Source organism: Limnoraphis robusta CS-951 (assembly GCF_000972705.2).
On the sequence record NZ_LATL02000051.1, the window covers coordinates 1 to 18,419 of the forward strand.

Consider the following 18,419-nt stretch of genomic DNA (forward strand, 5'->3'; position numbering starts at 1 on the left):
CCCCATACCTTAAGTTTTCAAGGTTCATTGCATCGATTAGATGCTGGGTTTTTCAACTGGTTGAATACCCTGCCAGTAGAGTTATTATAGCATTTTTCCGGGCCTTATATCCCCATACCTAAAAGGTAGGGGCGTGTGCGGCAATTTTTGGTAAGAGAGTGACCAGTTATCAGTCAATATTGATAACGGGTAAGGGTAATTCATGAATTACCCCTACAACGCGGGTAACGGTAAAAACTACACGCTAACTGATACATTTACGCGACATCTTTCCGGCTATTCCCGGACAATGCAACGATAGCACTATCACCTTTGAACGTGATAGAGGCGGTATCCCGCAAAGCTTTTAGAAAGATTCCAAAAGCACCGTTCCAGTCCCTTGGCAGAGTGAAACCACACTCAGGACAATGGAACACTTTTGAGCCACCTAGCTGGGAATGAACGTGACCACAGTGAGTACAGGTTTTGCTCGTGTATTCTTCGGTGACATCTAAAACTGTGGTTCCGGTTATTTCGGCTTGATGTTTCAGCGTTAACTTGAATCGATAATGCGCCCACGTCAGCATAGCTCGCGCCGTCTTGGATTTAATTTTCCGCTTGACCTTGGCAACCATATCGGAAGTCTCGAAGGTGGGCAGAAAAATCACGCTGTAGTTGTGAGTCAAGTAATGCGCAATTTGTTTGTGAGCCTCATCCACCAAGTTGCGGATTTTGGTTCTCATCCGATGAGCTGCTTGCCGCATCCGCCTTCGCCGTTTCCGGCTTGGTTGTTTGGCGATTCTACTCATCAAATCATCTAAGTGTTGGCATAGCCGAGTAATGCGCCCAATATCCCCTGAGCCAAATTCCAAAAATCTATTGCCATCAAACCCTGTCAGAAAAGTTCTGACCCCCGGATCTAATGAAATCACCCCCGTCGATTCAGACTTGCTCAACTTCACAGGCTGAGGAAAAATTGCAAACCACCGCCCCTTAGCAAAAACCAATTGAGTCCCTTGCTCGCAAGTTGATGGGATGGGTTCTGAAGTTGTGAACGTCAATCCTTTCGTTAGCCTGGGATACCAAGTCCCTGACGAAAAATTGGCATCATTAAACTTGATAGCTTGAGAACGGTCACGGCAACTTCTAAACTTGGCATCTCGACTCTTCATAAAAGCTAGATGTGCATCAAAGACAGCATTTTGCCGAATGTGGCAGGGTGTTTCTTTGACCCATTCGGGCAAGTCACTTTGCATTACCTGATTGCGTAACTTCAGTTTGCTTAGGCGTTTACCACTCCTGGACATAGCAATCGCCTGGTTGTAACAGTATCGACAAGCCGCCAGCCATTTGCGCCAGACTTGATTTAACTCAGGGCTTGGGTAAATCCGAATCTTCCTTGACCTGAGCAATGTATTTACGAAGTCCGTAGAGTCGGGAACTGAAGCAGTGGAGGATGGCGAGGATGTCCTCAACCATTTCTCGCTCTGGACTGAGACTTGTTTCATTGAGAACCACGAGTTCACACCGGTTTTGTTCACAGAGCCATTGAAACAAGTCAAATCCAAATCTAGCCAATCGGTCTTTGTGGGCAACGACAACCATGCGGACATCTCCTGACAAAATTTGTCCCAGTAAAGCAAGCATTTTCTTTCGCTTGAAGTTGAGTCCGCCCCCAATTTCTGAGACGATTTCGGCTTGGGGGTACAAGTTGGAGAGTGCTGCAACTTGTCGGTTGAGGTCCCTTTGTTGGGCGCGACTACTGACCCTGGCATAGAGGACAACTTTCCGGTTGTTGCCAGCTCTAGCGGCATAAGACTCGATGTTGTACCGTCTTTGTCCTGAGGGGGTTCTGATGGCTTCAATTGAACCATTCTCTTCCCATCGGCGGAGGGTTCGTTCGTTGACTCCAAGGGTTTGGGCCGCTTCCTTGGGTTTGACATATTTGGCAATAGATCACTACTCAACTCTTCTCGGACATTATACCGTATTGTCCGGAGATGTCCGGCAAGTCTCAGATTAAATCCTTGCTCCCTGACACTGAGGACAGCTACAACCGGAGAAGGTGTTGTTGTCTGTGTGAGAGTCGGTTTGAGCGATCAAGGGGTTGAGGTTGGAATTTGTCGAATTCATCCAATATTGACTCAACTCACCGGACATCTGGTTCAGACTGACAGAGGGGGTTAATAACTTCTGAGGTTCAACCGATGTGGAGTTGGGGCTGGGGATAAATTGAGCGATCAAGCGAGGGGACTGTTGAGAACCCAGCAATGCCTGTGCGATCGCTACCACAGAAGCCAGCAAAAGGGAGAATGTTAAAGTCAGAATACGGGGGAGTTTTAGAAGTTTCATAATGGAGATAACAATTGCAACGGGTCTGTTGATCGTTTTCTTTTCCCAGGATAGCTTCTCAAGAGGCTCAGTAGAAACAACCCAAAAGCTGAATTTTTGATATCTCTACTCAAGCAGCATCCAAGCGAGTAAGCTGATATGTTTAAACTGGATAACATCTCATCTGATTTTTGTTGATTCAGATTACAAGGGGAGCATATCTAAATGATTCGATTCAATCGGTCTTCTCAAAGTTCCGCCCAATTTTGGGGTCTGTTGTGTGGCAGTCTGTTAATCGGGTTTAGCGCGATCGCTCAAGCGGGTGGGCCACCTGTACGACAAGGAAAACCTGCGGTTGTTGAACCTGCGGGTAAACCTGCCGTGTCTGAGGAAGAGGAAGAAGAAGCACAAGCCACACCTGCGGCACCTGCGGCGACTCCGACTCAACGGCTACAAGATGAACCCCAAGGAGAGCAACCTCGAACTTCTGAACCGCCGCCTCGATTTCCTGAACCCAGTGCGATTCTTTCGTTGAATGGTCGTCAGTCTGTAACGATGAGACTGATTAACGTCTCGGATGCGATTGTAATCTATCAAGTGATCGAGGGAACTGGAGAACGAACTTTGGGCCAAAGATCCCAGGTCGAACTTCAAGGATTACCCATTCCGCTTAATCTAACTTACCGTCGTCAGGATGGTGGACTGTTGTTGGTTGTTCCCAAGGCTGTGGAACCGGGTGTACTTGAAGTTCGCTTTGAACCGACAGGAAGTTTCTTTCTGGATACTAAATCCCTGAATATTACGGGGACTGGTTCGGTATTTTTGAACTAAATTGCTGACTATTATCTGATTGGTCGAATGTAATTTTAGAGAGTTGATCTCTAGTTAGAACAAGCTCCTCACCTTTTTTCTTAAACTCACCGTTTAGAAACCCTCTGATTTGGATTTTCCAGGGTTAACTTCTACAATTAAAATTGAAACAGCAGTTGGATGTTACTCAGCCTCTTAGTTCTTGGGGCAGTCGGATGTTTTCACCGTCTGAGTTTTCCCGATTTTTTTTGACATCTGTGCTGTTGGCTCTGCAAAAATCCGCACTCACTTTATGGATAATATCACAGCATCTAAAACCCGTCACAGTAAACCGTTTTGGAATCGATTAAAACAAACGAGCATTGTTAACAAAATTTACGGGGGCTATGGGATTTCTCTGGGAATCGCCGTGCTAGGAGTATTAGTCGGTTTAGGATTGGGGAATCACTACCATAAAACGGCAAAAGAACAACTGAGAACGGCTCGGATTCAAGGTTCATTGTTAGCCAAATTACAACTCATAGCGATTGAGTTTAGACCGGAAAAAGAATTTCTTCCTATTTTACAGGATGAGCGTCAATTTCGCAAGGCGGAAGCGGATTTTGAGGCTCGAATCAAGCAAGTTCAAACCCTACTTTATAAACTTAAAGAGACAACGCCATCGGATACGATGACGTCAATGCAGCCTTTTCTACAAGTCTATGAACAGGTAGTAGATGACTACGCTCAACGTCAGCGAATGATTCTAAGTTTACTGGCTCCCGACAAATGGGAACAAGCTGATTTTTCCCGCACTGAACGACAAATTAATCGCTTTTTGAATAGTCCTCCTGCTGTTAAGTTGAGTCTCTATTCTAATGAACTCAAAATCCTGAGTGAAGCTTCTGAAAAACAAATTGAAAAAGCCGAACAAGCATTAGTAAAAGCAGATCGATTTAGAACTTTAGTCATATTAGCCAGTTTATTACTTTCAGTTGTAATTGCGACAATTTTAGCCTATTATACCGCTCGAACGATTGCTCGTCCTATTCAAAAAGTGACTGAAGTTGCACAAAGGGTAACAAAGACAGAAGACTTTGATTTACGAGTGCCGATTAACAGTAGCGATGAGGTGAGTTTATTGGCGGTTTCTATCAATCAATTAATTGAATGGGTTGAACAGTATACTCGTGAATTAAAGGAAGCTCAAACTCACTTGATTCAAACTGAAAAAATGTCGAGTTTGGGTCAAATGGTAGCGGGAATTGCCCATGAAATCAACAATCCAATTGGTTTTATTCAGGGGAATTTGAGTCCGATTGAATCCTACGTGGAGGAATTATTAACAATCATCGATATTTTTCGACAACATTGTTCTTCTCTTCCCCCAGAACTCATTAGTTCTATTGAAGAAAGTGATATCGATTTTATTAGCAAAGATTTCCCGAAGTTATTACAATCGATGCGAATAGGAACCGATAGAATTTGTGAAATTGTTCTGTCTTTACGCAATTTTTCTCGCTTAGATGAAGCTCAGGTTAAAGCTTGTGATTTGCATGAAGGATTAGAGAGTACATTGTTACTTTTAAATCATCGTTTAACTTCTCAAGTTGAAGTCGTTAGAAAGTATGGTAATATTCCTGATGTTGCTTGTCATCCAGCTCAAATCAATCAAGTATTTATGAATATTATCAGCAATGCAATTGATGCGTTATTGGAGCGAGAAGATCAAGTTCATAAAAAAATTTTGATTGTCACAGAAAGCCAATATGAGCAAGTGTTGATTAGAATTTCTGATAATGGCGGCGGAATTCCACCGGAGATTTTAGGGAAACTATTTGATCCGTTTTTTACCACTAAACCCGTCGGAAAAGGAACAGGTTTAGGTTTGGCTATTTCTTATAAAATTATTGAAAAACATCAAGGAAAAATTCAGGTTCATTCTTCAGCCGGAGAGGGAACCGAATTTGTGATCACGCTACCGATTCAAAGTTCGATTGAGAGGAAAATACAAAAATAAATAAAATCGTCTATAATTCAAAGTATATCTGCTGCTTGAAAAACAGAAAGTTAGTCTCAGATAAAATGGTTGCTAATTATTCCCCAACTGATAAAAAAGTTCCACCGCTAGAAAATGGCGATCGCCTTTCTCGCCCAGAATTTGAACGACGCTATACAGCAACACCCGATCAGCGTAAAATGGAATTGATTGAAGGAGTCGTTTACGTGGCATCTCCGTTACGTTTCAAACAACACGCCGAACCTCACAGTGATTTGATTGGTTTGTTGTGGACTTACCGCCGGGGAACTCCGGGAATTAGACTCGGAATTGAACCCACAATTCGTTTAGATCTTGATAACGCACCGCAACCGGATGGGGTATTATTTTTTGATAAAAGTATCGGTGGAAACTGTCGAATTACTGAAGATGACTATTTAGAAGGCGCACCAGAATTTGTAGCAGAAATTGCGGCGAGTAGTGTCGCTTATGATTTGCATGATAAAAAACGGGCTTATCGTCGGAATGGAGTGCAGGAATATATGATTTGGAAAATCTACGAAAATGAATTGGACTGGTTTGCTTTAAGAGACGGGGAATATGTGCAGTTACTACCCGATGAAATGGGGATTATCCGCAGTCAAATTTTAGCGGGTTTCTGGCTAGCAGTTCCAGCCTTATTAGCAGGAAATATGGTAGAAGTCTTAGCCGTTTTACAACAAGGATTAAACTCTTCAGAACAGGCTGATTTTGTTAAACAGTTGTCTGAGAAACATTAACTCATCTCTAATAATACCTTCATCACGCCTTTTTGTTGAGCATGGTTGAACGCTTCCAAGCCTTCACTAAGGGGATAACGGGCTTGAATGAGTGACTCTACATCAATTTTATTTTCAGCTAGTAATTCTAAGGCTGGCGCAAAGGGGCCACAACGGGAACCTATCAAAGTAATTTCATCGACAACTAACGCCGACGCATCAAAGGTTAACTTTCCAGCATAGGTACTTTTTAAGACTAAAATTCCCCGAGGACGTAAGGCTTGATGGGCGAGTTCAAAGCCGCTTGGGTTTCCGGTACATTCAACTGCAATATCAAAAGATTTGGGCTTGACTACATCAGAAAACCCGGTTTTTATTCCTCGTTTTTCTAAGTTTTCTAACTTCTCGCGATGACGACCAACGGCTAATAAATCACATCCTGTTAAGGCTAAAGTTTGGGCAATTAATTGACCGAGTTTTCCATCTCCCACGACTAAAACTCGGTGAGTGGGTTGGATAGATATTTGTTGCTGAATTTCCAACGCAGCCGCTACGGGTTCGGTAAATGTCGCCGCATCCGTAGTCACATTTTCAGGAACTAAATGCAGGTTTTTTAAGGGTAAGGTGAGATAATCAGCAAAGGCACCATTACGGTTCACAATGCCTAAAACCGTGCGATTTTCACAGTGCGTGGGTTGTCCAGTTTTACAAAACCAACATTCTCCACAACTGGCGTTAATTTCGCCGACGACTCGTTGATTGATGAATTCTTGTGGCCCTTGTTCAATAATTCCTACAAATTCGTGACCTAAAATACCCGTGTAAGGGTAGTAACCGCGAATTAATTCTAAGTCTGTATTGCAAATTCCCGCTTTTAAAACCCGCACTCTCACCTCATCTTTTGGCAGTTGAGGCACGGGAAGATTATCGCGAAATTGCAGTTGCTGATTTTCGAGCCAAAGTCCTCTCATGGGGTGTTTTTATCTCAACAGTATTATTATGACAGTTTAGGGGAAAAATAGCAAATTTTGTTCTAACTTCCTAACATTTGTAAGTTGTACAAACGAGCGTATACACCATTTTGTTCAATTAATTCTTGGTGACTGCCAAATTCGACTAATTCACCTTTTTTCATCACCAAAATTTTGTCTACATTTTTAATCGTGGAAAGACGGTGAGCGATAATGATAGCGGTGCGGTTTTCGAGTAATCTTTCTAAAGCTTCTTGAATTAACGCTTCTGTCATCACATCTAAGTTGGCTGTGGCTTCATCGAGAACTAATATTTTCGGGTTGCGAATGGCGACTCTGGCAAAAGCGAGTAACTGTTTTTGACCACTTGAAAGGTTAGTTCCTCGTTCTCGAAGTTCGGTATCATAACCTTGGGGTAATTTTTCAATAAAGGAGGCGATATTGGTTTTTTCGGCTGCGGTTTTAATTTCATCCATTGAATAGGTTTCACCCAAAGAAATGTTACTTTTTACATCTCCTGCGAAGATAAAACCATCTTGCAAAATCACCCCAATATGACGACGAAGTTCAGCTTGACGTAAATTTTTAATGTCTATTCCATCAACTAAAATTCGTCCTTGCTTGGGTTCATACAAGCGACAAAGTAAACGAATCATTGAACTTTTTCCGGCGCCTGTTGGCCCGACTAAGGCGACTTTTTCACCGGGATTAATGGTAAAGTCAATATTTTTTAAAACATAATCATCGTCTTTGTAGGCAAAATAAACCTTTTCAAATTGAATTTTACCCGTCAATTTTGTTGAACTTGATGTAAAAGATTGAATATTTTCGGCTGAGGGATCGAGAATTTCGACGGATTCACTCAGGAGATTATTAATCCGTTCAATGGCTGTAAATCCGGCTTGAATTGCCGTAAATTTTTCGGCAAATTGTCGCAAGGGATCAAATAAACGTTGAGCAAAGAGAATGAAGGAAGAAAGCACACCAAAAGTTAGACTTCCTCCGACAAGTTGTTGTCCACCTAACCACAAAACTGCACCAATCGCAACCAGGGAAATCCATTCTAATGTGGCGGATACGGCTGAGTCATAGAAGATTGTTTTATCAACAGCTTTGATATAACGATTGTTGTTTGAACGAAACAGATCTGCATTAAATTGTTCCCGTCGAAAGATTTGAACAACGTTGATTCCGGTTAAATTTTCTTGCAATTTTGAGTTAAGATTAGAGAGTTCTTCTCGGGTTTTATAGTTGGCGATGCGATATTGTTGTTGAAAGTAAATAATGACTGCTGTTACGGGAAAAATCGACAAAACTAGCATTAATGCGAGTTTCCATTGCAGGGTAAACATAGTGATCGCAATCACGCCAATGGAGAAAACATCACTAATAATACCAATGGCTCCGGTTGAGAAAACATCCCCTAAAGCATCAACATCACTGGTGAGACGAGTAATTAATTTGCCGACAGGTGTACGGTCAAAAAAACGGACAGCTAATGAGGTAACATGATGAAATAAATCATTCCGAATATCGGCTGTCATTTTTTGTCCAACTTTCTGTACTAAGTAGCCTTGTACCGCTTGTAAAAGGAAGCGTATTAGGATAGTAATCAACAATAACAAAGCGAGAAAATTTAATCCCTCAGACTGCGACATTGCATCGAGAAATTCGTAAGTCGGTTCACCCCGAATGAGTGAAATGGTTTGTCCGATCAGGATGGGTTGAATAGCGGTAGAGATAGAGAGGGGAACTAATAAAATCATAGAGACAGCGAGTGTTCCCTTACTGCGTTTGGCGTATTCACTCAAGCGTAATAGGAGTTTCCAGTCTGTTTCCTGTTCTGGTTGATTTGGGCGGGTTTTGTTTGCTCTAAATAGGGTAGTCATTCAAAAAAGTCTGATATTGAGTGTTCATTGAATCGGTGAAGTCTTCTTAATGTAGCATTTTTAGCTAAAAATTTCCGTTTTCAGGAATTGATTTTAATTGGATCTTGATTTTAAGTAGCATAGGATGATAGAATCAGGGTAATTTGTGCAAGTGCTAATAGATAGATATTTTGAACAAATTTTGTAGGTGAACTTCCGTTAAAACTTTTTAACCCAGTCAGCCTAATCTTGGGAGAAGCCGAGCAATAATATTTGAATTGGACGACCGTCAGATCTTGAATATTTCAGTGTAAACGGTCGTCTTTAACGGTTGTTTTTAGAAAAATAATCGGTTCATTTTACACAGGGGCTAAGATTTGCGATCGGACTTTTTCAACTAACGTTTTTAATCCGCCTGTATTCACCCGATAACTCAAGGGATGAACAATTAACTGAGCGGTACTTTCAAACAAAACCTCTATTTCAATTAAACCATTTTGTTTTAACGTGCGACCTGTAGAGACTAAATCAACAATGGCTTCCGACATTCCGGTAATCGGCCCGAGTTCAACTGAACCATAAAGCGGTATAATCTCCACAGGAAGATCTAAACTCTCGAAATATTCACTCGCACAATGAACAAACTTAGAAGCAACTCGACTATGAAGCGGTAACTCAACCGGACTGCGAAAAGGACTCGATTCTTTAACAGCAACCGACATCCGACATTTACCAAATTTCAGGTCAACTAAACAAGCCACTTGAGATTTTTTCTCTCGCAAAACATCATAGCCGACAATTCCCAACTGAGCTTGACCATATTCAACATAAACCGGAACATCTTGCGCCCTAACCAGCAAAGCTTTAGCAGTATGAGTCGGGTCATCAATTTGCAATTGTCGGTTACTAGAATCGAGAAATGCGCTAAAATCTAATCCGACTTCTTGTAACAGTCGAATGCTATCTTCTAATAATGCGCCTTTGGGAAGTGCTACGGTAATCATATGGATTTGGGTGTAATTGAGCGGTGATCAATGGATGTCTATTTGTATTGTTGTCAACAATTTGGGTTCGATCAAAAATGACGAACAACAACTCACAACCATCTACATAATATTTACCAGATTATGAGCAAACTTACTCTGGTTATCGGAAACAAAAATTATTCTTCTTGGTCATTGCGGGTTTGGCTAACCCTGAAACAAGCGGGACTAGAATTTTTTGAAATTCGCATTCCCCTGGATAAAACAACCTCTCACAAAGATATTCGCCAATATTCTCCATCAGGGCGAGTTCCGGTTTTAATCGATGATGATTTAACCATTTGGGAATCTCTGGCAATTTGTGAATATATTGCTGAAAATTTCGCGCCCGATCTTTGGCCAAAAGATAGAAAAGCAAGGGCGGTTGCTCGTTCAGTTAGCCATGAAATGCACGCTAATTTTCTCAATTTACGCTATCAAATGCCGATGGACTGTCGTAGTCGCTACCCCGGCGAGGGAATGAAGCCAGAAGTCCAAGCAGATATTGATCGCGTCTGTACAATTTGGCGAGAATGTCGTCAAAAATATGGTCAAAATGGTGATCTACTTTTTGGGCAGTTTAGCATTGCTGATGCGATGTTTGCTCCGGTTGTTTCCCGGTTCGTTACCTATGACGTAAAGTTGGGGGAAATTGAACAAGCTTATGCTGATGCCATTTGGGCTTTACCGAATATTCACGAATGGGTAGAAGCTGCGGCTTTAGAGTCCGAACATTTGTATCGACTGCCTCATTAATAGACTTAATTTTTAGTTGGAGTCCGGCTTAAATTCGATGAATTTTCAATCACAAACGATGCGAATTCTTCTTGTTGATGATGAAGTTGAACTCACCTTTCCTTTGAGTCGGGCATTAACCCGAGAAGGGTATACTGTAGATGTTGTACATGATGGCACGGCTGGCTATGATTTAGCGACTCAAAATCACTATGACTTGTTGATTTTGGATTGGATGTTGCCGCATCAGTCTGGTATTGATATCTGTCAACAATTGCGCTTGCAAAATAACCAAATTCCGATTTTATTTCTAACGGCAAAAGATACTTTAAATGATCGTGTAGAAGGACTCGATGCCGGGGCTGATGATTATTTAGTTAAACCCTTTGAACTGCGAGAATTGTTAGCGCGAGTCCGAGCCTTATTGCGACGTCCTCCGACTTTAGAATCGGCGGCTGCGACTTCTCGACTACAAGTTTGTGATCTAGAATTAGATATCGAAAATCAACTCGCTTATCGGGATGGACGAATTATTGAATTGTCAGAAAAAGAAAGTCAACTTCTTGAATATTTTATGCGTCATGCGGGCTTGTTACTCACTCATCAACAAATTTATCAATATTTATGGGCTGATTCTGATCAACCCAATAGTAACGTTTTGGCGGCTCAAATTCGACTGTTACGCCGAAAAATTGAACGTTCTAATGAGAGACAACTGATTCATACTGTTTATGGCAAAGGCTATCGTTTTGGAGAATAGAAAAATTTATTTAGGGCTTAATTCCCCCAAATAACGCTAATTCTAATACTTTCATAAAACAATCAACATGAAGAAAACCCATCTCTCTTAACCACTGACATTGCAGTTCAACCGGGGCTAAAATATTGGCTGCTTTGTCAGGTCTGTTATAATACTGTTGGGCTATTTCTTCTCTAGATTGATGATTTCCCCGTTGATGATGATAATCCAAAAGTGAATCAATAAACATCTCATTAAAGACCGATTCACCGAAATTAGAAGCAGATTGAATATGTTCTAAATTCAGAAAAACCCCTCCCGGTGTCAATAAGTTGTAAATCTCTTGATAGATTTCTTGTTTACGAGAATCCGGTTGATGATGAATGGCAAAACCTGAAACAATTACATCAAATTCACCCACATCTTGAACTAAATTCACCCAACTCGATTGACCAAAATCTCCTAAGATAAACTCAACCTGATTTTGATGATTTGCAAGTTTATCTTGAACAGCCGAAATCATCGCTTCTGAGAAGTCCAAAAATACAACTTTTGCATCAGGATACTGAGTTAATATTGTCCGTCCTAATATCCCATCACCACAGCCTAAATCTAACACAGTGTTAACTTCAGACTGAGCCATTTGAATAATTCGCAATATCATCTCTAATTGTTCATTCGCTAGCGGAATTGCACCCCGAACCCCTTCTAAAAACGTTTGGGCGAGTTGGGCGGTTTTCCAAACTTCATCTGTTCTTGTCATAGTTGTAATTGACCTAATTTAACTAGGGGTTATTGAGGAACCAGAACAACTTGCTGTGGCAAACATTCTATAGAGATATCTTGCAGATTACAAATCCCCATTCTAATATTACCAGATTGCCAGGAATAAAGATTCGCAGTCAGTTGCGTCAGTCCTATATTTCTCGTTCCCGGATTAAATTCATTGCCTTTTTGATCATCTCCTCTCGTTGGACTAATTGGCTTAATTCTTCAGCTTCATATTTCCCTTCAAAAGCTTCTATCGCCGCTTTTTCCAATGCTAAATCATAAGCATCTTCTAGGGTTGCTGCTAATTCTTCTTCACTCATATAGGTTCCTTTGGCTTTCTGGCGAGAATTAGTGCGTTGAATTTGCTTGACACAATTGCGAATAGAAAGATTCCAAGACCTAGTTGTGCGGTTTTCAGCAGATTGCTTAATTAGGTGCAAAAGCAAAATCATGCCATAGCTAAATATTTTATTCAGTTTATCTGATTTGCTCATTTCTTCTAATTCTTCTACAATTAACAGAGCTTCTGTTATATTGCCTTGGTGTAGCAGTTCTTTGAGGGTAAGTAGTTCTTCCATTGGGTTAATTTTTCGAGTGGTACTGTAGTCTTTTTAAGAGTAAAACTGATAGTTCGTAGTTGCGATGCACGCGCAGGAGATAAGGGCTGTAGGCGCTTCGCCTTCTCGTAGAGTAGCCCAACAACTAAGAGCTTTTTAAAGTAATAATGGTAACTTCTGGCGGACAATTAAATCGTCCCGGTGGATAAGTTCCTAAACCTCGATTTACATACAAACAATTTGACCCCACTTGATGCAATCCTGATGCCCATTCCCAATGTTTAAACATCCTCTTACAATTTGTTTTTAAGGGGATTAAAAACCTTAAAGGTTCTGGAAGTTGACATTGAACGTCTCGCATCACACCCGGTAACGCCCCGAGGCCCGGAAGCACAACTTGACCGCCATGAGTATGACCCGATAATTGTAAATCAACACGCCATTTTTGCAGCAATTCCGCAGTATCAGGACTATGAGATAACACAATTCTCGGAGTCATTGGATCAACAGTATCCATCACCGAAGCGGGGTTAAACTGACCGGAATAAATATCAGGTAATCCTATTAATGCTAACCGATCTCCTAACGGATAAACAACTTGATTGGATAAGACTTGAATACCAATTTTTGTTAACGCTTCTGTGATCACCCTTGACGAGTAACGATAATAATAATCATGGTTTCCCAAGACTGCATAAATTCCGGCTTTACTCCGTAACTGTTTGAGGTGCAAAACTAAGCGATGAATGGGTTGAGGATCATTGGTAACATAATCTCCCGTTAGCAGAATTAAATCAGGTTCAGCTTTGTTTGTTTCTGCGATCGCCTCCGCCAACAATTCATCCGATAGTTTAAACCCATCATAATGCAAATCACTTAACTGAGCGAGTCGAATTCCCTGTAATGACGCGGGAAGATTAGCAATTCCCAAGGTCAAATGTTCAACCCGAAGTGAACCCGTGAACAGCCTGTGCATGAATGTTAATATAAACTAAAGAAAGGCAAATTCTAGTCTAGCAGTCCGTTTGGCAACCCCTCCAACCTGATTGAGATTTTATAGATTTGATTAATCTCCCCCTAATATCTGATAATAACAACAAGTTAGTTTGTTGGTGATTGTAATTAAGGAAAGTTTAACGATGGCTTTAACCACTTCTACCATGTTAGCACTGTCAACCCCTGCACCGGACTTTCAATTGCCGGATGTGACCACAGGGGAAATCATCTCTTTAGAAACTTTTGCCGACAAAAAAGCTTTGTTGGTGATGTTTATCTGTCGTCATTGTCCCTTTGTCAAACACGTTCAAAATGAACTGGCAAAGATTGGCAAAGATTATGTTTCCAAAGGGCTGGGTATTGTCGCAATTAGTGCTAATTCTGTACAAACTCATCCCGGTGATGCACCGGATCAGTTAAAGGAAATGGCGCAAGAATTAGGCTTTAATTTTCCCTATTGCTACGATGAAACTCAAGAGGTTGCAAAGAAATATACAGCCGCTTGTACACCGGATTTTTTTGTATTTGATAGCGATCGCCAATTGGTTTATCGAGGTCAATTGGACGAGAGTCGTCCGAGTAATGGTAAACCTGTGACGGGTCAAGATTTACGGGCGGCGCTGGATGCAGTTTTAGACAATCAAACCGTTAGCATGGATCAAGTACCCAGTGTAGGATGTAATATTAAATGGCATCCGGGTTCAGAACCGCAATATTTCGGTTAAATAAAAGTTTGTTAGACTGATACTGCTAAAAACCTGGTTTCTTGAATAAACCGGGTTTTTCTATTGGTATTAACGGGGTGTTTCAACCGGATCAGGTCGTAATATCATGTCCGGATAATTAGTGATAAAAAACTTTCTCATAATCCGACTCTTTCTTCTTCTTGATTTCCTCGGTGACTCGGTGACTCCTCCTCCTCTTTCTTCTTCTTGATTTCCTCCTGACTCCTGACTCCTGACTCCTGACTCCTCTGTCGTTTATTTATAACTGTTCAACCGGATCAGGTCGTAAAATGCGGTGCATATCCAGACTGGGAGGTTTGACCGAGGTTTGAGTCAGCAGATCATGAATTTGTCCTCGGTGATGAGTTTGATGATTAAAAAAGTGAGTGATTAAAAGTTCGACTGGATCAACGTGAATATTACCCGCATTATTGCGATATTGAATATTTTGTGTGAGAAAATTCTCATCTAAATCTGCAAAAAAAGCCAGAATTTTCTGATCTTCGGCTTCTCGCACTTGACGCAATTCTAAGAAGTCCTCATAAAGAATCGCATTCAATCCGGTTGACGGAATTTCTAGACCTTGAAAACGGGTGATCCAAATGCGATCGCCAATTAAAATATGATTAAGAGTACCGTGAATACTTTTAAAAAAAGCAGGTCTGATCTGCTGACGTTCATCATCACTCAATACAGCGCAAGCTTCATACAATTTCCGGTTAGCGAGGACGTTGTACTGAGCGAGCATCTGAAAGTGGGGAATTAGAGGATGAGTCATAGGCTGGATTAGATTTTAAACGTTATATCGTAACATAAAGCATCTGAAAATTTCTCGATTTTTTTAATCCCTGTTGGGTGTGACCCATCTAACAGATTACCCTTGTTTGAGATCACGGGTTACTTCTGCTTGAAATCACTGATTTTAGTCAATAAAATCACGAAAATAAACCCTGTATCATCACGAGTTATACTGAATAGATATTTGATAATACATATATAGAGAGTAGGCTTTGAATACCATGCAACCTCCGGTTCAACTCCTTCAATCTGCATTAGGCGATCTGTTTGCAGAAGCTAATGCTACAGGTTGCCTCACTCTAGCAGACCGCTACGGCTTAATGGCTGCAATCTTGGATGAATCACTCAGCGAAGAAGAAAGACGCTGTGTAGATAGACTATTACGAGCGGTCTGTCGAGGTCGGATCAAAATAGTTGATGAACTTTCGATGATCCACTAACAAGGACCTTTTGTGCCATCCGGCATGGTTGCACCACAGAAGTTTGTTCCTGTTAACTTGGTATCATTAAGATTAGCATTTTCCAGATTCGCATTATTAAATTTTGCCTCTTCCAAAAACGCTCGATATAAATCCGCCCAAGTTAGATTAGCTTCACTTAAATTCGCTTTCCTCAAAGTTGTACTGTGTAATTTCGCATCTCGTAAATCAGCCCCCGAAAGATCGGCTTCAATTAAATTTGCTGAACTGAGATCGGCGCCTCTCAATTTAGCACCTCTGAGGATAGTTTTTTGCAAGTTGGCGCCTAAAAGATCCGCTCCATTTAATTCGGCTTCACTGAGATCGGCTTCACTGAGATCGCACTGCTGACAGCGTTTGGTGTCGAGTAGTCGTCTCATGTCCGCTTGCAATTCAGCACTCGCAGGAACCGTTAATCCTGTCAATACCAGTAAACCAATCAAAATCTGAACTGATTTCATTTTTGAGTTATCCTATTGAATTTTTTCGGGCAAATCACAACGATTCCTATTATCAGATAAGACTGACGCATCCGTGAATTTAGCAACCCAGTTTAGGGTTGAACCCTAATCATACTAATTTTGAATAGGATTTGAATTTTAGATGAAAAATTGCCGAGGGTTCTAGTTTTTGTCGATCAGCTCGAAATTCCGACTGGAGACGATGACGTAATCAAGCTCAAATTTGCTCCCCATCTCCTCAATTTATTTTGTTGCTCTACCTGTTGTGATCGCACTGTTAGCTTGTTTACTATAGATAGGGCAGTCTCCTGGAGATATCTATCTATCAGACATTTCTCGATCCGTTATAATTTGAATAAAAGTAGATAGAAGTTGTTTTAGCAAAAGCGCTATGATCATTTTTGAGAAAATTCGTTTTGATTCATCAAATTTTCGAGTTCAAGCTTTCTCGACGAGAAAACGTTAATTTTGATGCCTGACAAGATATTTATCCTGTTGAGATGTTCCCCGAAAAATCCGATTAAATAGAGTCTGATTCTTTTAATAAACCCTCAGTAAACCCCAAGTATGAACCCTTCAAATAACCACCGAAAAGCTACTATATTAGTCGTGGATGATTGCCTAGATAATCTAACTTTTTTGACAATAGTTTTGGAGGATGTAGGTTATCAGATTAGACAAGCTAATAATGGAGAAATCGCACTAAAAGTGGTAGAACAGATGTTCCCTGATCTCATCTTACTCGATATTAAAATGCCGGATATTGATGGATACACTGTTTGTGAACGGCTGAAAGCCGATCCGAAAACCCAAGAGATTCCGGTGATCTTTATCAGTTCGTTTCAGGATGCTATTGATAAAGTCAAAGCTTTTGAAGTGGGCGGTGAAGATTATATCACCAAGCCATTTTTCATCGAAGAACTTATTGCTAGAGTCGAAAAGCAACTGATTTTAAAGTGGCAAAAAGCACAACTCAAACAAGAACTAAAACACCGCAGAGAAATAGAAAAACAGCTTCTAGAATCCCATCAAGTTATGGCTCATATTCTGGAGAGTTGTCCAGATGGTATTGCGGTCTTAAAATTCATCCCGGCTCACCCCAAAAAACCCGCCTATTTTTACTCTAGTTTTGTTAATCCTGTGATGGCGAATTTGCTTGATATGAATATAGAAGATTTGATCAATCGCAAAATATTGGACAGTTCACTAGATATTTGTGAGCCGGGTTTATTTCATCAATTTAGGGAAGTTGTAGAAACTGGATACTCTTTTGAACGAGACTTATACTATGAAAATAAAAAAATAAAAGCTTGGTATTCAGTCCAAGCCATTCCCTATGATCAAGGAATATTAATCGTGGTTCGGGATATCAGCGATCGCAAAGAATGTGAACTCATTCTCCATCGAACCAATAATGTTTTATATCAGCAAAGCGTCACCGATGATTTGACAAAAATTTCCAATCGACGAGCGTTTGATATCTATCTTCACCAAGAATGGAAACGCTCCAAACGAGAAAAACTTCCCCTATCTTTAATGATGATTGATATTGACTATTTTAAGCTGTATAATGATCACTATGGACATGACGCAGGCGATCGCTGTTTACATACTGTCGCTCAAACTATTCGCCAAGCCGTTAAGCGTCCCTCTGATTTTGTGGCTCGTTATGGCGGTGAAGAATTTGCTGTGATTTTGCCGAATACTCAACGAGAAGGGGCGGAAACCGTCGCTAATATCATTCAAAAAGCTATTCACGATCTCAAACTTCCTCATGATCAATCTCTGATCAGTTCATCTATTACTCTCAGTATCGGAATTAGCACTCTAATTCCCAATTCTCTGGATTTTACACTTCTCATTCAAACGGCTGATCATGCACTCTATGAAGCCAAAAGCCAAGGACGTGATCGGATTTGTGTTTTTAATGATCAAACTGATTAAATTTAAATCGGAGGATTTTCAGGATTAAATAATTGAGCGATCGCATCAAACTGATACTCATCAGCCAATCGATTTAACAATTCTTTCAGCGACAATTGGGCTTCGGGAATCTCCTCAAGAAGCTGTAAAACCTTTTGTAAATCACAAGCAATTGCCGCATTAGAAACTTGCGATCGCCATTCATTTGACATCTGATTTAATTTTTCTATCGCTAATCTCAACTCCTGCTGTTTATTATTATCCGCCGGAGACTCCGTAGCCTCAGAAGCATAAACATACCGCACACCCAAACATTCAGCAATTTTATCAAGTAAAACCTCTTCTCTGATGGGTTTAAATATCGTATCATCACAGCAATTATTCAGCATTTCCTCTTGACTATCATTCAAAGACGAAGCCAATACCGCAATCATCACCGTCGCCTCACCTTCAGGAGTCGTTTTAATGCGTTGTATCGCTTCTAAGCCATTCATCACAGGCATTTTAATATCCATTAAAATCAGTTGAGGTTGATGTTG

20 protein-coding genes are annotated in these 18,419 nt (G+C 40.8%); 8 read left to right on the forward strand and 12 right to left on the reverse strand.

Translation table 11 applies throughout. The features are described 5' to 3' along the window. Positions 1-257: 257 nt before the first annotated feature. From WN50_RS03905 to WN50_RS03915, 3 genes are all read right to left on the reverse strand, one after another. Positions 258-1,454: an RNA-guided endonuclease InsQ/TnpB family protein gene (locus tag WN50_RS03905; protein WP_082172295.1), complete on the reverse strand. Its 1,197-nt coding sequence runs from the start codon at positions 1,452-1,454 to the stop codon at positions 258-260. Beyond that, positions 1,351-1,932, reverse strand: coding sequence for an IS607 family transposase (locus tag WN50_RS31785; RefSeq protein WP_046279296.1), 582 nt, complete (start codon positions 1,930-1,932; stop codon positions 1,351-1,353). Before WN50_RS31785 ends, WN50_RS03905 begins: the two co-directional genes overlap by 104 nt. 66 nt (positions 1,933-1,998) lie before the next feature. Beyond that, entirely contained in the window at positions 1,999-2,331 is a 333-nt protein-coding gene (locus WN50_RS03915) for a hypothetical protein (RefSeq protein ID WP_046277996.1), read from the reverse strand. Between the two features lie 204 nt (positions 2,332-2,535). Here WN50_RS03915 and WN50_RS03920 point away from each other — a divergent pair, with 204 nt between their 5' ends. From WN50_RS03920 to WN50_RS03930, 3 genes are all read left to right on the forward strand, one after another. After that, on the forward strand, positions 2,536-3,141 hold the full coding sequence (locus WN50_RS03920; protein ID WP_046277995.1) for a hypothetical protein: 606 nt from the start codon (positions 2,536-2,538) through the stop codon (positions 3,139-3,141). Positions 3,142-3,412: 271 nt separating this feature from the next. Further along, complete coding sequence (locus WN50_RS03925; RefSeq protein ID WP_046277994.1) at positions 3,413-5,119, forward strand: sensor histidine kinase; 1,707 nt, start codon at positions 3,413-3,415, stop codon at positions 5,117-5,119. A gap of 65 nt (positions 5,120-5,184) precedes the next feature. Further along, positions 5,185-5,877 (forward strand): Uma2 family endonuclease, encoded by a 693-nt coding sequence (locus WN50_RS03930; RefSeq protein ID WP_046277993.1) that lies wholly within the window; start codon positions 5,185-5,187, stop codon positions 5,875-5,877. Here WN50_RS03930 and WN50_RS03935 read toward each other — a convergent pair. The 3 genes from WN50_RS03935 to hisG form a co-directional block, all read right to left on the reverse strand. Next, positions 5,874-6,827: an MDR/zinc-dependent alcohol dehydrogenase-like family protein gene (locus WN50_RS03935; protein WP_046277992.1), complete on the reverse strand. Its 954-nt coding sequence runs from the start codon at positions 6,825-6,827 to the stop codon at positions 5,874-5,876. The genes WN50_RS03930 and WN50_RS03935 overlap by 4 nt on opposite strands. A 62-nt stretch (positions 6,828-6,889) precedes the next feature. Continuing rightward, on the reverse strand, positions 6,890-8,716 hold the full coding sequence (locus WN50_RS03940; protein WP_046277991.1) for an ABC transporter ATP-binding protein: 1,827 nt from the start codon (positions 8,714-8,716) through the stop codon (positions 6,890-6,892). A 338-nt stretch (positions 8,717-9,054) separates the two neighbouring features. Next, positions 9,055-9,699: an ATP phosphoribosyltransferase gene (gene hisG / locus WN50_RS03945; protein ID WP_046277990.1), complete on the reverse strand. Its 645-nt coding sequence runs from the start codon at positions 9,697-9,699 to the stop codon at positions 9,055-9,057. Positions 9,700-9,822: 123 nt separating this feature from the next. Between hisG and WN50_RS03950 the strand changes: the two genes are divergently transcribed. Then, positions 9,823-10,473, forward strand: coding sequence for a glutathione S-transferase family protein (locus WN50_RS03950; protein WP_046277989.1), 651 nt, complete (start codon positions 9,823-9,825; stop codon positions 10,471-10,473). 58 nt (positions 10,474-10,531) lie between these two features. Beyond that, positions 10,532-11,212 (forward strand): two-component system response regulator RppA, encoded by a 681-nt coding sequence (gene rppA, locus WN50_RS03955; RefSeq protein WP_046277997.1) that lies wholly within the window; start codon positions 10,532-10,534, stop codon positions 11,210-11,212. 10 nt (positions 11,213-11,222) lie between these two features. Here the strand turns inward: rppA and WN50_RS03960 are convergent, their stop codons facing one another. The 3 genes from WN50_RS03960 to WN50_RS03970 all read right to left on the reverse strand — a co-directional run bounded on the left by WN50_RS03960 (position 11,223) and on the right by WN50_RS03970 (position 13,495). Further along, positions 11,223-11,954, reverse strand: coding sequence for a class I SAM-dependent methyltransferase (locus WN50_RS03960; protein WP_046277988.1), 732 nt, complete (start codon positions 11,952-11,954; stop codon positions 11,223-11,225). 154 nt (positions 11,955-12,108) lie between these two features. After that, a complete protein-coding gene (locus WN50_RS03965; RefSeq protein ID WP_046277987.1) occupies positions 12,109-12,540 on the reverse strand; it encodes a DUF29 family protein in 432 nt (143 codons plus the stop codon). 124 nt (positions 12,541-12,664) lie between these two features. After that, on the reverse strand, positions 12,665-13,495 hold the full coding sequence (locus tag WN50_RS03970; protein WP_046277986.1) for a metallophosphoesterase: 831 nt from the start codon (positions 13,493-13,495) through the stop codon (positions 12,665-12,667). Between the two features lie 163 nt (positions 13,496-13,658). Between WN50_RS03970 and WN50_RS03975 the strand changes: the two genes are divergently transcribed. Continuing rightward, positions 13,659-14,240, forward strand: coding sequence for a thioredoxin family protein (locus WN50_RS03975; protein WP_046277985.1), 582 nt, complete (start codon positions 13,659-13,661; stop codon positions 14,238-14,240). A gap of 259 nt (positions 14,241-14,499) precedes the next feature. Here WN50_RS03975 and WN50_RS03980 read toward each other — a convergent pair whose 3' ends face one another. Next, positions 14,500-15,018 (reverse strand): DinB family protein, encoded by a 519-nt coding sequence (locus WN50_RS03980; protein WP_046281638.1) that lies wholly within the window; start codon positions 15,016-15,018, stop codon positions 14,500-14,502. Positions 15,019-15,259: 241 nt separating this feature from the next. Here WN50_RS03980 and WN50_RS03985 point away from each other — a divergent pair, with 241 nt between their 5' ends. Further along, positions 15,260-15,478 (forward strand): hypothetical protein, encoded by a 219-nt coding sequence (locus tag WN50_RS03985; RefSeq protein ID WP_046281639.1) that lies wholly within the window; start codon positions 15,260-15,262, stop codon positions 15,476-15,478. Here WN50_RS03985 and WN50_RS03990 read toward each other — a convergent pair. After that, a complete protein-coding gene (locus WN50_RS03990) occupies positions 15,475-15,957 on the reverse strand; it encodes a pentapeptide repeat-containing protein (protein ID WP_046281640.1) in 483 nt (160 codons plus the stop codon). The genes WN50_RS03985 and WN50_RS03990 overlap by 4 nt on opposite strands. A 567-nt stretch (positions 15,958-16,524) precedes the next feature. Between WN50_RS03990 and WN50_RS03995 the strand changes: the two genes are divergently transcribed. Beyond that, a complete protein-coding gene (locus WN50_RS03995) occupies positions 16,525-17,901 on the forward strand; it encodes a diguanylate cyclase domain-containing protein (RefSeq protein ID WP_046279150.1) in 1,377 nt (458 codons plus the stop codon). A 2-nt stretch (positions 17,902-17,903) separates the two neighbouring features. Here the strand turns inward: WN50_RS03995 and WN50_RS04000 are convergent. After that, on the reverse strand, positions 17,904-18,419 hold a 516-nt coding region (locus tag WN50_RS04000), incomplete at its 5' end, for a response regulator (RefSeq protein WP_049557978.1).

Bases quoted from the DNA above. Each gene is read 5' to 3' on its own strand.
- WN50_RS03915 (WP_046277996.1), bottom strand. From the start codon at position 2,331: ATGAAACTTCTAAAACTCCCCCGTATTCTGACTTTAACATTCTCCCTT.
- WN50_RS03920 (WP_046277995.1), top strand. From the start codon at position 2,536: ATGATTCGATTCAATCGGTCTTCTCAAAGTTCCGCCCAATTTTGGGGT.
- WN50_RS03925 (WP_046277994.1), top strand. From the start codon at position 3,413: ATGGATAATATCACAGCATCTAAAACCCGTCACAGTAAACCGTTTTGG.
- WN50_RS03930 (WP_046277993.1), top strand. From the start codon at position 5,185: ATGGTTGCTAATTATTCCCCAACTGATAAAAAAGTTCCACCGCTAGAA.
- WN50_RS03935 (WP_046277992.1), bottom strand. From the start codon at position 6,827: ATGAGAGGACTTTGGCTCGAAAATCAGCAACTGCAATTTCGCGATAAT.
- WN50_RS03940 (WP_046277991.1), bottom strand. From the start codon at position 8,716: ATGACTACCCTATTTAGAGCAAACAAAACCCGCCCAAATCAACCAGAA.
- hisG (WP_046277990.1), bottom strand. From the start codon at position 9,699: ATGATTACCGTAGCACTTCCCAAAGGCGCATTATTAGAAGATAGCATT.
- WN50_RS03950 (WP_046277989.1), top strand. From the start codon at position 9,823: ATGAGCAAACTTACTCTGGTTATCGGAAACAAAAATTATTCTTCTTGG.
- rppA (WP_046277997.1), top strand. From the start codon at position 10,532: ATGCGAATTCTTCTTGTTGATGATGAAGTTGAACTCACCTTTCCTTTG.
- WN50_RS03960 (WP_046277988.1), bottom strand. From the start codon at position 11,954: ATGACAAGAACAGATGAAGTTTGGAAAACCGCCCAACTCGCCCAAACG.
- WN50_RS03965 (WP_046277987.1), bottom strand. From the start codon at position 12,540: ATGGAAGAACTACTTACCCTCAAAGAACTGCTACACCAAGGCAATATA.
- WN50_RS03970 (WP_046277986.1), bottom strand. From the start codon at position 13,495: ATGCACAGGCTGTTCACGGGTTCACTTCGGGTTGAACATTTGACCTTG.
- WN50_RS03975 (WP_046277985.1), top strand. From the start codon at position 13,659: ATGGCTTTAACCACTTCTACCATGTTAGCACTGTCAACCCCTGCACCG.
- WN50_RS03980 (WP_046281638.1), bottom strand. From the start codon at position 15,018: ATGACTCATCCTCTAATTCCCCACTTTCAGATGCTCGCTCAGTACAAC.
- WN50_RS03985 (WP_046281639.1), top strand. From the start codon at position 15,260: ATGCAACCTCCGGTTCAACTCCTTCAATCTGCATTAGGCGATCTGTTT.
- WN50_RS03990 (WP_046281640.1), bottom strand. From the start codon at position 15,957: ATGAAATCAGTTCAGATTTTGATTGGTTTACTGGTATTGACAGGATTA.
- WN50_RS03995 (WP_046279150.1), top strand. From the start codon at position 16,525: ATGAACCCTTCAAATAACCACCGAAAAGCTACTATATTAGTCGTGGAT.